This is a genomic window from Arthrobacter sp. Bi83, from assembly GCF_918698095.1.
Classification (GTDB): domain Bacteria; phylum Actinomycetota; class Actinomycetes; order Actinomycetales; family Micrococcaceae; genus Arthrobacter.
The window spans coordinates 53,132-65,964 of record NZ_CAKKLY010000017.1; the positions used below are offsets into that span (position 1 = coordinate 53,132).

At 65.3% G+C, this 12,833-nt stretch carries 11 protein-coding genes; 4 read left to right on the forward strand and 7 right to left on the reverse strand.

The window, feature by feature from the left end:
* Positions 1 to 67 precede the first annotated feature (67 nt).
* Positions 68 to 769, forward strand: coding sequence for a FadR/GntR family transcriptional regulator (locus LQ144_RS10170; protein WP_230118585.1), 702 nt, complete (start codon positions 68 to 70; stop codon positions 767 to 769).
* 2 nt (positions 770 to 771) lie between these two features.
* Positions 772 to 1,503, forward strand: a complete 732-nt coding sequence (locus LQ144_RS10175; RefSeq protein ID WP_230118586.1) for a glutamine amidotransferase — start codon at positions 772 to 774, stop codon at positions 1,501 to 1,503.
* A 202-nt stretch (positions 1,504 to 1,705) separates the two neighbouring features.
* On the opposite strand, the gene LQ144_RS10180 is transcribed toward LQ144_RS10175, so the two are convergent.
* From LQ144_RS10180 to LQ144_RS10190, 3 genes are all read right to left on the reverse strand, one after another.
* Positions 1,706 to 2,788: a cyclase family protein gene (locus tag LQ144_RS10180; RefSeq protein ID WP_230118587.1), complete on the reverse strand. Its 1,083-nt coding sequence runs from the start codon at positions 2,786 to 2,788 to the stop codon at positions 1,706 to 1,708.
* Positions 2,789 to 2,793: 5 nt separating this feature from the next.
* A complete protein-coding gene (locus LQ144_RS10185) occupies positions 2,794 to 4,419 on the reverse strand; it encodes a cytosine permease (protein WP_230118588.1) in 1,626 nt (541 codons plus the stop codon).
* Positions 4,420 to 4,682: 263 nt separating this feature from the next.
* Complete coding sequence (locus LQ144_RS10190; RefSeq protein WP_230118589.1) at positions 4,683 to 5,702, reverse strand: DUF6454 family protein; 1,020 nt, start codon at positions 5,700 to 5,702, stop codon at positions 4,683 to 4,685.
* Between the two features lie 326 nt (positions 5,703 to 6,028).
* On the opposite strand from LQ144_RS10190, the gene LQ144_RS10195 reads away from it, so the two are divergent.
* Entirely contained in the window at positions 6,029 to 6,427 is a 399-nt protein-coding gene (locus tag LQ144_RS10195) for a cupin domain-containing protein (protein ID WP_230118590.1), read from the forward strand.
* A 24-nt stretch (positions 6,428 to 6,451) separates the two neighbouring features.
* On the opposite strand, the gene LQ144_RS10200 is transcribed toward LQ144_RS10195, so the two are convergent.
* Both LQ144_RS10200 and LQ144_RS10205 read right to left on the reverse strand, forming a co-directional pair.
* Entirely contained in the window at positions 6,452 to 8,428 is a 1,977-nt protein-coding gene (locus LQ144_RS10200; protein WP_230118591.1) for an APC family permease, read from the reverse strand.
* Entirely contained in the window at positions 8,415 to 9,041 is a 627-nt protein-coding gene (locus LQ144_RS10205; protein WP_230118592.1) for a hypothetical protein, read from the reverse strand. Before LQ144_RS10205 ends, LQ144_RS10200 begins: the two co-directional genes overlap by 14 nt.
* 223 nt (positions 9,042 to 9,264) lie before the next feature.
* Here LQ144_RS10205 and LQ144_RS10210 point away from each other — a divergent pair, with 223 nt between their 5' ends.
* On the forward strand, positions 9,265 to 10,281 hold the full coding sequence (locus tag LQ144_RS10210; protein ID WP_230118593.1) for a magnesium and cobalt transport protein CorA: 1,017 nt from the start codon (positions 9,265 to 9,267) through the stop codon (positions 10,279 to 10,281).
* Positions 10,282 to 10,579: 298 nt separating this feature from the next.
* Here the strand turns inward: LQ144_RS10210 and LQ144_RS10215 are convergent, their stop codons facing one another.
* Entirely contained in the window at positions 10,580 to 10,792 is a 213-nt protein-coding gene (locus tag LQ144_RS10215; RefSeq protein ID WP_230118594.1) for a hypothetical protein, read from the reverse strand.
* Between the two features lie 18 nt (positions 10,793 to 10,810).
* On the reverse strand, positions 10,811 to 12,802 hold the full coding sequence (locus tag LQ144_RS10220; protein ID WP_230118595.1) for a glycosyl hydrolase 53 family protein: 1,992 nt from the start codon (positions 12,800 to 12,802) through the stop codon (positions 10,811 to 10,813).
* Positions 12,803 to 12,833 lie beyond the last annotated feature (31 nt).

Below are 12,833 nucleotides of genomic sequence, written 5' to 3' on the forward strand. Positions count from 1 at the left end.
ACACTAGGTGACTTTGTCAATAGTTCTCCGCTAGGCTGGGGTTGACGACGACGCCGGAAGGACGCGCATGCCCAGGAAAGCAGCAACGCAACAGATCTCCCGTCTCTCGCGGCCGCGGCTCTACGAGCAACTGGTGGAGCAACTCATGGACTTCATCGAGTCCGCCCAGCTGGGACCGGGCGACACCCTGCCGGCAGAGCGCGACCTGGCTGAGCGGCTGGGTGTCTCGCGGGCAACGCTTGCCCAGGCGCTGGTGGCCCTCGAGGTGCTCGGTGTGATCGACGTCCAGCACGGCACCGGCGCGGTGCTGGTCTACCGGCCCAACGTCCCGTCCGTGATCAAAGGCCTCCGCGAGCACCGCAGCAGGCTCCCCGAGATCGTGGAGGCGCGCAGCACGCTTGAGGTCAAACTGGCGGAACTGGCGGCCACCCGGCGGACCGACTCTGACATGAAGGCCATCGAGAACGCGCTGGACGCGATGGCAGAAGAAGTGGCCTCGGGTGCCAAGGGCGCACGCGGCGACGAGCTTTTCCACCAGGCGGTCACTGCCGCCGCGCATTCCGCGGTTCTTGCCCAGCTCATGACGTTCATTGCCGGGATGATCCTGGAAACCCGGCTCGAATCGCTCGGGCAGCCTGGCAGGCCGGAGCAGTCACTCGCCTCCCACCGCAAGATCGCCGACGCCATCAGGGCCCAGGACTCCGCGGCCGCAGCAGCGGCGATGTTGGAGCATATCGATCTTGTCTCTGACGTGGCGCTGCTGAAGTGAGCATGAAGCCGTTTCTGTTGCTCGCCTCGCGGGCCGAAGACGCCGCCGCCGAGGATGAGTACGAGGCCTACCTCCGCTACGGCGGGCTGGAGCCGGACCAGCTGAGACGGATCCGGATGGAGCAGGCTCCGCTCCCGCATCTCGACCTGGACGATTATTCCGGTGTAATCGTGGGCGGCAGCCCGTTCACGTCCAGCGACCCCGCAGACCATAAATCAGAGTCCCAGCGCCGGGTGGAGCGTGAATTGTCGGCGCTGCTGGACCGGGTTGTGGCCGAGGACTTCCCGTTCCTGGGCGCCTGCTACGGAGTCGGAACCCTCGGCCTGCACCAGGGCGCGGTGATTGACCGGACCTACGGGGAGCAGTTGGGCGGCGTGACCATCAGCCTGAGCCCGGAGGGCCTGGAGGACCCGCTGCTGGCCGGAATGCCGGCACAGTTCACCGCCTTCACCGGCCACAAGGAAGGCTGCACGGTCCTTCCCTCCCATGCGGTGCTGCTGGCAAGCTCGGCGGCTTGCCCGGTGCACATGTTCCGGATCAAGAAGAACTTGTACGCCACGCAGTTCCATCCCGAGCTTGATGCCGAAGGCCTCGTGACCAGGATCGACATCTACCGCCACGCCGGGTACTTCCCGCCCGAATCTGCTGAGGAACTGATGGAGGCTGCCCGGACCTTCACGGCAACAGAGCCCATGAAGATCCTGCGGAATTTCGTCAAGATCTACGGCCGGTAGCTGGTAGCCGACAGCCAGTGCCGGGTAACGCAAGAGGACGACGGCGGGTGGATCCCGCCGTCGTGTCCGCTTTTGCCGGACCCGACAAGCCCTGTTTTCATCGCCCGGGTGACCGCCGACCTCCAGGAATTGCCTAAAAAGACATCCAGTACGAGGTTTTCGGCCCGGACCTGTGGCTGGCTGACTTCCAGTAACTGCGCGGTCAGCTGTCCTCGGCCGCCGCTGGAACGGCCGAGAGGTGCTCATGCACGGCAACCACGTCGCCGGTCTCGGTCCGGGTGAATATGATGGTCTCCCGTTCATCGCTGGCCAGGGTTCTGGGGCCGGGTCCGGTCCGGACGAGTGTGGCCACGCGGTGCGTAAAGATCGCCGTAGTGCCGAGCATCTGGATGTTCTGCTCGCTGCTGCGGCAATCGAGGACTTTCCAACCCGAACCCACCCAGGTCTCCCACACCTCCCGATACTCGCTTCGGGAACCCAGCGACTCAGGCTCCGGATGGAAAATGAACGTGGCCGATGGGCTGAACGCTGCGAAGTAGCGCTCGGTATCCGTCGATGCGAAGGCAGCGACCAGCCGGTCGGCGGCATCCTGGACCTCCGCCCGGCTCAGCGGCGCAGTCCCGGCAAGACGTGCCATGGCCCGGATCGGTGCCCCGTCGGCGTCGGGAATGCTGAGCGGAAAGAGGAAAACCTCGACGCCGGCGCCCCCAGCCGCTGCCCGTTCAATCTGTTCCAGCCCGGTGAGGTTTTCGACGATAACGCACCCGTTCGCGGCCAGGATGTGGTGTGCCGGGAAGACTTGGCCCGCTGTCCTGTCAACGCTCAGCGCATCCAGCCCGACGGTACGGTAGCCGCGGTCCACGATCAGCTGCGCGGCGTCGGCGTGGAGCCACGGATGGTCCAGGTACTCTGGCGAGCCCCAGTGGCTGGCGAAGCCCGTGTGGAGCAACAGGATCCGGTCCGGATGCCCTGCCCGTCCGTCGCCGGGAGCCGCCGGCCGGATGCCGGCGAGGTGTTCCGCAGTGATAACGCCGCCCGGCCCGGCGGAGCGGACGTCGACCAGTTCCACGGGTCCGTTGAACTGGGCCGGCGGCAGCGCATCGAGTGCCGGGAAGGCATCGTGGACGTGGAACGGTGCGTCAAGGTGCGTTCCCGAGTGGGAGCCGAGGGCGAGGGCAAGCACGTTGGCGCCGTCGCCGTCGGCCGTCAGCGCCGGGGTGATCCGCACTTCGGGATCTCCGGGATAGACGGGCATCCCCGTCCGGAGCGGGACGCTCAGATCCATCCAGGTCACGGTCGGACCGCCAGTTCGTCCAGATCCAGGTTCAGATCCAGATCCTGGTGCCCCGGCGCAACGACGTGTCCGGCGCTGTCCGTCACCGGAGGCACGGCAACGTTCCGGCTGGGAATCCAGCGCGGACCGGCCTCGGGAAACACGGCGCGGGGTTCGGGGAAGATCCAGAGCAGCCCCAGATAGAGCACCGCGGCAAGGACCAAGGAGGCTGGGAGGCCGATGTCCACGCCGCCAGCGAGGTTGCCCAACGGGCCCTGGAATTGGCCGGGCATGTTGACCAGGCACAGTCCCGCCGCGGCGCTCAGCAGCCACGCCAGCATTCCGCGCAGGTTCCAGCCATGGTTGAACCAGTAGCGGCCGCCTGTCTGGCGGCGGTTGAAGACCTGCAGGGCCTCCGCGTCGTACCAGCCGCGGCGGGTGATGAAGCCGATGATCATCACCACCATCCAGGGGGCAGTGCACGTGACAATCAGCGTGGCGAAGGTGGAGATGCTCTGGACGAGGTTGAAGGCGAAACGGCCCACGAAGATGAACGCAATGGCCAGCACGCCGATGAACACCGTGGCCTGCACGCGGTTGAAGCGCGGGAAGACACTGCTGAAATCCAGTCCGGTTCCGTACAGCGAGGACGCACCCGTGGACATGCCGCCGATCAGGGCGATCGCGCACAGCGGGACGAAGTACCAGGCGGGGGAGACTGCCAGGAGCCCGCCCACATAGTTGGGGGCCGCCGGATCCATGAACTCCGGTGCCTTGGTGGCGATGATGGAGGCGGTGGCGAGCCCGAAGACAAACGGTACGAGGGTGGCGAGCTGTGCCAGGAGGGCGGCCCCCATGACCTTGCGCTTGGGGGTGTTCGTGGGAATGTACCGCGCCCAGTCGCCGAGGAAGGCGCCAAAGGAAATTGGGTTGGACATCACGATGAGGGCGGCCCCGATGAACGCCGGGATGAAACCGGCTACGCCCAGGCCGTCCAGGCCCACGCCGAAGGCGCCGGCAAAGTTCAGATCCAGGTCTCCGGCGAACGCGATGTATCCGACCACGAACAGGAGGGTGGCCGCCGTGACGGCGATCTTGTTCACGAGCAGCATGAACCGGAACCCGTAGATGCAGACAGCCAGCACCAGAACCCCGAAGAGCCCGTAGGCCACGGCAAAGGAACCCATGTCCTGGGGCAGGCCAACCAGGCGGTTGAGGCCTCCCACCAGAGCGTCGCCGGAACTCCACACCGAGATGGAGAAGAACGCGGTGGCGGTCAGGAGCGAGAGGAACGACCCCACGACCCGGCCGTGGACGCCAAGGTGGGCGGACGACGAGACCGCGTTGTTGGTACCGTTTGTCGGCCCGAAAACGGCCATCGGCGCCAGCAGGAGCGCCCCGACAGCCAGGCCGAGGACCGTGGCTGCGAGACCCTGCCAGAAGGAGAGGCCGAAGAGGATGGGAAACGCTCCAAGGAACGCCGTGGAAAACGTGTTGGCGCCGCCGAACGAGACCCTGAACAGATCAAAAGCGGTGGCATTCCGGTGCTTCTCCGGGATCTGTTCGATGCCGAAGGCTTCTACCTCGGTTACTTTGCCGCGGGCGCTTTGGCCGCCTTTGGCCTTATGCTGCGTATTTTCCACGCTGATCTCCATCCGACGGCGACGCCTCATGTTGCTTAGCGAGCATCACAAGTTGTTAGTGAGGCTACATTTTTAATGAGGCTACCGTGTGAAGAGGCTCACATCAAAGATTTCTTTCTCATGACGCGGGAAGGGTTCAGCCCCTCCCTTCCACTGACTCAGAAGGGATCGGCTAAAAGACAGCGGACGACGGCGGGTGCGCCCCGCCGTCGTCCGCTTGCCCTTTGGAAAAGGGTCTCGAGTGTTCGTTCGCGCTGTGATGCTTAGTGCGGGGGCGTCACCATCGCCTCGTAGGTCAGGATTTCGGTCCCATTGCCCTCTTCGCCATTGTCCGGGGCCACCCGCACGGTGAGGTGGTTCCCCTCGGCCGTCATCTTGAACGGGTTGCGGGTCGCGACGTGGCCGCCCGCGCTCCACCGCTGGAACGGTGCATCGTGCAGTGTGTTGTGGGTGTTGATGTCGATCAGTGCCATGCCGCCCAGCTCGTACGTCGCGGAAGGACCTCCTGCGGCAGGTGTCTGGGGCAGGTTGGCTATCCCGGCGCACAACATCGTGGAACTCGCCGCGTATTGGCAGTCCTGGTAGTCGATGAAGTTGTCCGGGTTCTGCCAGGAGGTTAGCTCCTTGCCCTTCAGGTTCCACTCGGCGAAGCGGCGCGAACCCCAGGTATTGCCTACGAGGTGGCCGGTCTGCTTGTCCATGACAATGCCGCCGAAGTGGTCCTTGACCTCAAACTGCCTGTGGACGTCCAGCGTGCGGGCGTCAACGCGGTACACGATCGAGCTGCTGTCGGGGCGGTACTCCGCGACCGGAACCCAGACGTTGGTGCCGTCGAAATCGATGCCGCCCGGGTGGTACATGGCGCCCTCGCCCAGGACGATGTCCTTCTGGAGCTTCCCCGCCTTGTCCATGACAAACAGGTGTCCTATTCCCTTGCCGGGCGTACGGTCGTAGCCGCCCTGCGGGCTCGGGAACTTCACGGTGGGCTCGATAATCTCCACCGAGGACAGGAAAATGTGGTCCTTCGTGAACGCTATCCCCTCGGTGTGGAACGTCGGGAAGTCCAGTTTCAGCCTGCTGGTCAGCTGCCAGGCGGTGTTGCGGTCGACGGCGGTGAAGGCGTCTGCGACGGCGGTGTCCGCCCCGTGGTGGCCGGCATTGCCGGGATTCTGGTCTCCAGGGTTTTGGGAGGCCTGGGCGACAGCCGTGCCGCCGATGGCCGACGCTGCGAAGGCGGCCGCGATCACGGCCGCGACGATGGTGCGGGTGCGGGTGGTGCTCATTGGGGAGGGGCCTCTCGTTGGTTCGGACCGGGGCGACGCTACCGACTGGTAGTGAACTGACGGCAACCGCTGCCTTAACACTGCTGGGACAGCCCCGCCCTTCGGGATGCCTGACCGATTTTTCCCCATTGACTTAGGCCCCGGGAGGGCTAACGTTGAACTACGGCAACAAGGATCTGTTGCACGCGCGTGCGCTGGAGGGGGCAGCAGCACTTGCGGGCTGTTCGCACATTCAGGCCTCGGTCTGCAGTCCGCAAACCTTCAGCTTTGCTCCGCTCCGGAGCACCACAACATCAGGTCTCAACTTAGTCCCCAGGTAGCGTCCCATGACCGCTAATTTCGTTACTGCTTTTGCCGTTAAATCCTTCGACGTCCCGGATAAGAAAAGGTATCCGGACAAAGCCGAGGTGGATCTCGTGAGTGTGAACGACTACTCGGTCGCCCGGCTGATTCTCGCCCCGGGCTGGCAGTGGTCGGTGTGCTCCAAACACACGGAGAAGACAGATTTCTGCGAACACAACCACCTCGGATTCTGCCTGTCGGGCACGCTGGAAATCGCCACACCCGACGGCCAGAAGTCCATCATCCACGCCAATGACACCTACGCCATTCCGCCAGGCCACGACGAATGGGTGGTGGGTGCCGAGCCGTTCGTGGCCGTTGAATTTCTCGGTGCGGCGTCGTTCGGCCGGCCTTTCAGCCGCGGCCAGCACGCCCGAATCTGACACGTCTCTGACCCGGTCCCCTGCTCAGCCGACGTGGACCCACGGGCGCCTAGACACGTCCGGCTCCGCTTCGCGCAGGACCTCGCGGGTGACAGGTGCGATCTCGCCCTCTCCGAGAAACAGGAACCGGAGCAGATTGACCACAGGATTGCCTTCAGTCCAGCGGAAGTAGATGTGCGGCATCAGTCCGGTCACGTCCCGGATATGCAGGAGCACCGAGGCGATGGAGTTTGGCACCACCGGCCCGTGCACCTCAAGAACCGGGTAGCCGTGCCGGACGATTCCGCGGACCTCCAGGGCCGTTTCGAAGTCCGAGGAATCGTCCACGATCACCTCCAGGAACAACGCCTGGTAGTCCAGCGGCAGGTGGCTGACCTCGATCGCAGAGGTCAGCTTGTCCCGGTAGGCTTCCGCGGTCAGGCGCAGCGGCTCGTGCGCGATGATGCCGATCGGCCCGTCCAGGTTGGAGGACATGAATTCCAGCGCCTGGCGGTCGAGGTGGACGTGGGTGGCGTGCAGTTCAAAGGAACGCCGGATCCGGGACAGGAGCGAGATCACGATGATGCCGAGGATGAAGAACGAGGCGATCCGGAGGCCTTCGGGCCGTTCGAAGATATTGGCCACCGTGGTGTAAATGAACACTATTGCGATGGCTCCGAACCCGATCGTGCGCTTGCGCTGTTGGCGGCGGCGGGCCGAAAGCGTGACCGCCACCGCTGCCGAGGTCATCAGCACCAGCACGCCGGTGGCGTAGGCGCCGCCCTGTGCATCGACGTCGGCCTTGAAGAGGATGGTGACCAGGAACCCGATCAGCGTGAAGACCAGCACCAGCGGCCGAACCGCCCTGGCCCACCCCGGGGCCATACCGTAGCGGGGAAGGTACCGCGGCACGAGGTTCAGCAGCCCTGCCATGGCGGAGGCGCCGGCGAACCAGAGGATGGCGATGGTGCTCAGGTCATAAAGGGTGCCAAATCCGTTCCCCAGATATTCATGGGCCAGGAACGCCAGGGCCCGGCCGTTGGCCTGTCCGCCGGGCTCGAACTCCTGGGCAGGGATCAGAACCACCGTGGTGAAGCTCGTGGTGACCAGGAACGAACTCATGATGACGGCGGCAGTGGTCAGCAGCTTCCTGGCGCCATCGATCCTGCCCGCCGGATGCTCTTCGGTGTCGCCTGGCCGCCCCTGGATCTGGGGCATCACCGCCACGCCCGTTTCGAAGCCGGACAGGCCCAGGGCCAGTTTCGGGAAAACCAGCAGGGCAATGCCGACCACCATGACGGGGCTTCCGTGCGATGTGGTCAGGGCGTGCCACCAGTCGCCCACGGCCACCGGATGGGTCAACGCTTCGAAGACGGTCGAGGCGACCACCACCACGTTCAGGCCCAGATAGATGGCGACCAGGGCCACCGCGACGCCGATGGCCTCCTTAAAGCCGCGGAGGAATACCGCGGCAAGCAGCGCCAGCAGGACCAACGTGACAGCGACACTGTTGCCCTGCAGCCAGCCGGGGGCATAAGGGTTCTGGATCGCGTGCGCTGTCGCATCGGCAGCCGACAAGGTCATGGTGATCATGAAGTCAGTGGCCGCAAAGCCCAGCAGCACCAGGACGAGGAGTTTGCCGCCCCAGCGCGGCAGCAGGCGCTCCAGCATCGCGATGGACCCTTCGCCCCTCGGGCTTTCACCGGCTACCCTGCGGTATACGGGCAGGGCGCCCAGCAGGGTCACGGCCACCAGCACGAGGGTGGCCAGCGGGGAAATCACGCCGGCCGCAAGCGCGGCGATGGCCGGCTGGTAACCCAGCGTGGAGAAATAGTCCACACCGGTCAGGCACATCACCTGCCACCAGGAATGCTTCTTCAGATGGGAATCGCCCACAGCGCCTGGGCCTTGGTGTGAACCCTTGGCGTCCTGCAGGCCGAACAGCAGCCAGTTCCTGAATTTTTCCCTGGCCCCCGGGCTGGGCGCCGAAGGATCCAACGGCGGTCTGCTAAGCGTGGTCATGTGAGCCTCTCCGGGCGTTGCGCACTTCGACATAACAAATGAATCCGGCGGTGGCCGGCAGATACCAGTGCCTGCGTCGCCGGACGGGCCGGTAGGTGTGGCCGAAGGGATCCTGGACATGAACGTCGTCCAGCTCGTCCCCGTGGGAAAGTCTGCGATCGATCTCCTGCAGGTCGGGCGTGTGCGATGCGACCCCTTCGATGACCACGGTCCAGTAACCCACGGCCGGGCCCGCTTCCAGGGCGAGCGTTTCGAACAGGTCCTGCAGCAGATCAGTCAGGGTTTCGGGGTAAAAACGCCGAAGCCGAAGCGCGTCCGGATGCACGTCCTGCGCCGCCAGCCAAGCCTGGCGGAGCCAGTGGAACTCCACCGGACCGGTTGCCGGCCCCAGCACGAGGCGGCGGTCCGGGGCGAGGGCCAGGCGCCGCTCGTCGCCACTGCGGTCGATGATGCACGCCGCTTCGCCCACGTACTCAAATGCCGGCAGGAGTTCCTCTTCAGACCGGTGATAGGAAAACTCTCCGCTGTCATCCACGGCGACGAAATCCTGCGCGTGGCCGGCATTGCCCGGGATGGCCGGCGGGCCCGGTTCCGGGCGAGGGGTGGTGTTCATCCAAATCGGCTCCTGCCGAGGATCGGCCTGCGGCCACGGCGGCCGGGGCGTCCTCTTGCTTCATGACAGCACGGGCCAGGCCCGGCGGGGGCGGGTCTTAACGGTTTCCATACGCTTCTTAACGCTTTCCATACGCGCCCGGTGTGCCAGGAGTGTTGGCACCGCCCCGGGGAAGGGATAACGTCACAGCCAAGGGTGCCGGTCCAACGAAGGAGTCGCTGCCGTGACCATTGTCGACAACGCTGTGTACGTCGAAGGCCGCCGGACGGCGGACCCTGAGGGGCTGGAGGAGACGTATTTCCTGCTGCGCCAGCGCGAGGGAATGGCATGGATCGGTCTCTACCGGCCGGATGCGCCGGAGTTACGTTCGGTGGCCGACGAATTTGATCTCAGCCCGCTGGCAGTCGAGGACGCGCTGACCGGCCACCAGCGGGCGAAGCTGGAGCACTACGGCGAGACCCTGTTCATGGTGCTGCGCCCGGCCCGCTATCTCGATGACGTGGAAAAGGTGGAGTTCGGCGAGATCCACATCTTCATTGGGCCCGACTTCGTGGTGACCGTCCGCCATGCCGAATCGCCGGACCTGGCCAAGGTTCGCCGGCGCATGGAATCCCAGCCCGGGTTCCTCGCCCTCGGGCCGGATGCGGTGCTGTACGCCATCCTGGACCAGGTGGTGGACGAATATGAGCCCGTGGCCGCCGGCCTCGAGAACGACATCGATGAAATAGAGGACGAACTCTTCGGCGCGGACCCGGAGGTCTCCCGGCGGATTTATGAGCTCTCCCGCCAGGTCATCACGGTCCAGCGCGCCACCGGGCCGCTGGCCGGCATCCTGCAGGCGCTCATGACGGGTACGCCCGACCACCACCCCGGCCCGGAACTGCAGGACCACCTCCGGGATGTCCTGGATCATGTCCTGCGGTTGAACGACCGGATCGCGTCCTTTCGCGCCCTGCTCCAGAATGCGCTCGCGGTCAATGCTGCCCTCGTGGCGCAGCGGCAGAATGATGAAATGCGCCGACTCACTGAGTCCAGCTTCGCCCAGAGCGAGCAAGTCAAGAGGATTTCCTCGTGGGCGGCCATCCTCTTCGCGCCCACGCTGATCGGCACCATCTACGGCATGAACTTCCACTCCATGCCTGAACTCGACTGGGTTTTCGGCTACCCGATGGCCATCGGCCTGATGGTCGGCATGGGCATAATCCTGTACGTCGCGTTCAAGCGCAACAACTGGATCTAGGGTAGCGGCGGAGGCCTACCCATCCCGCCGCCCGGGCCGAAAGAGACTGATCTGTCCGATACCCAATTTGGGTGGGGTCAGGCGCCAGGCAGCGAAATCCTCAAGTTTTCCAGAACCTGCCCCGTCCACACTGGCCGTGTTCCATCCTCATTGCGGCGGTGGCGCAGACATCCGAAGCCCGGGAAATGCCCAAGGGCCATCCCTTGAATCCTCGGGGATCTGCACTACAGGGGAACGGCAGGCCTGCGGCTCTTTGGGTCGCAGGCCTGCCCTCTTCTTTAGTGGACCAGCTCGTTCTTTAGTGGACCAGCTCGCGGGTCAGGCCGTAGGGGACGTCGTCGCTGAGTGAAACGGTGTAATGCCCGGGGCTGAGCCACGTGACCAGAATGCCCTTGTCGTGGGTGCGGGAAGCGACCATCTGGAGGTCCCGGACCACGGAATTTAGCCGCTCTTCGACGTGGCGGGCGCTGTCCACCTTCACTTCGACGGGTTGGGCGGTGGTGGTGTTCATGGTGGGATACCTTTCTGCTTAGTCCTGGGTGCGCTTCACGGTTGTCCCGGTAAGGGGGACCGTGACGTCGCCGCCGAACGGGGCCACGCCTGCTGCTTGCCCGGCCGATCCCGACGAGTCAGGAGTTGCCGTCAGCGTGAGCCCGGCGGTCGTGGCACCGAACTTCGTGGCGTGCCACGTGAGGTTGCCAACGGTCCGTGTTTCTCCGGGCGGTATGGCGATGGCCTCCGGGGAGGACGGCCTGAAGTCGAAGCCCTTCGGCGCAGCAGCACTGATGGTGCCGGTGAACGTGGCGCTTCCGCTGTTGTGCAAAGTTACGGGGCGGGTGGCACGCGAGCCGATCTTCACATTGCCGAAGTCAGCCGGCTCCGGTAAGGCGGTCAGCTCTGCGCGGGCCACGGGATCTGCCGCGTAGGCGGCCATGGCCGGCAGGGCCTTGTTTCTGTAGTCAAACAGGGCCTGGTTCTCCCAGGCGTTGCCCGACGCAGGATCCTCGGGATCCCAGCCGCTTCCGTCCACGGACGTCCAGGCCGGCTCCCAGTAGACAGTTCCGATGCCCCTGCCGCCGGGCGCGGAGGCCACGACGTCCTGGACTGCGCGGAAGTTGGCCGCCTGGCCGGCTGGCGTGGCCGGGTAGCCCTTGACCAGCGAGGTTGCGCTCTTGATGACGTTGTCATAGGGCGAGTTCGGGTTGTCGGCCAGGGTGAAGGGGTAGGCGGTTTCGACCACCAGGACGTCCTTGCTGTACCGCGCAGAGAGGGTGCTGACGGCGTTCTGCAGGTCAGCGAGCGTGCCGTGCCAGTAACCGTAGTAGGACAAGCCGATGACGTCGAAGGGCACCGCGCGGGCGGTGACTTCATCAAACCACCACGTCAGTCCGCCGATGCCGTTGTTGATGTTGGTCAGGTGCAGGATCTTCTTGGTGTCCGGGCTGACTTCGGCAACGGCGCGGGATCCGGCTGTGAGGAAGGCTGCGAGGTTGTCCCACTGTGCGCCGCTTACGGAGTCGTTGGGGTTGACGTCCCAGGTCTGGCCGTACGGCCACATCATCCCGGGGTTGATTTCATTGCCGATCTGCGCGGCGTAGGGAGTGATTCCGGCAGCCTTGAGCGCCGACATGACGTCTCGTGTGTGCTCGTAGACGGCATCTGCGAGAGCTGCCGGGGTGAACCCTTTCCACGCTGCGGGCATTCCCTGCGCGCCCGGGTCCGTCCAGCGGTCGGAGTAGTGGAAATCGACGAGGACCTTCATGCCAGCGTCCTTGGCGCGCCGGGCCATTGCGACCATGTGGGCGCTGTCGTTGTAGCCGTCTGCCGGGTTTACCCAGACCTTGAGGCGGACGACGTTGGCGCCGGCGTCGGCGAAGGCCGTGACGGGATCCACGGCCGTGCCGTCTGCGGTGGAATAGGCTGCCCCGTTGTCCTCGTTTTTGGGGACGCCTGAAAGGTCTGTGCCACGGATGGCGCGCTCGACGCGCCCGCCGGTGAAGGTGACGTTGTCCATGCTGGCCCAGGCGCCGGCACCCGTGGTGCTCAGCCGCAGGGTGCAGTCGCCGCCGCTGACGTAGGCGCTCACGGCCAGAGACAGCCACTTGTCGTCGGTTTCGGTGGAGGGCAGCACCGTGGAGCCATCGGTGCCGCAGCCGGTGAGGACCAGCTTCGAAGAGCCCGCCGGTCCGCCGGATTTGATGTTTGCGCGGAAGGTCCGCCAGCCTTCAGTCAGGCCGGTGAGGGTCTGGGAGGTGGTGGCGGTGCCCGCGGAACCGAGCCAGTGGGTGAGGCGGCTCGCGGACTGGTTGCCGCCGCCTTCCGTTTTCGCCGATCCTGCGGGACCGGCCACGGTCCAGCCGCTGAACCCCGATTCGAAGCCGGCGTTGGCGACTGTACCGGCGGCGAACGCCGGAACGGGGGCCAGCAGCGTGCCGGCGGCCAGTGCCATGGCGGCGGCCGCGGGTATGACGCGCCGTGCCTGTTTGTTTCTGATGGTGCTGTGCGGGGTGGTGCTCTTCATTGCTCGTCCTCCTCGACGTGTGGAAGCCGGC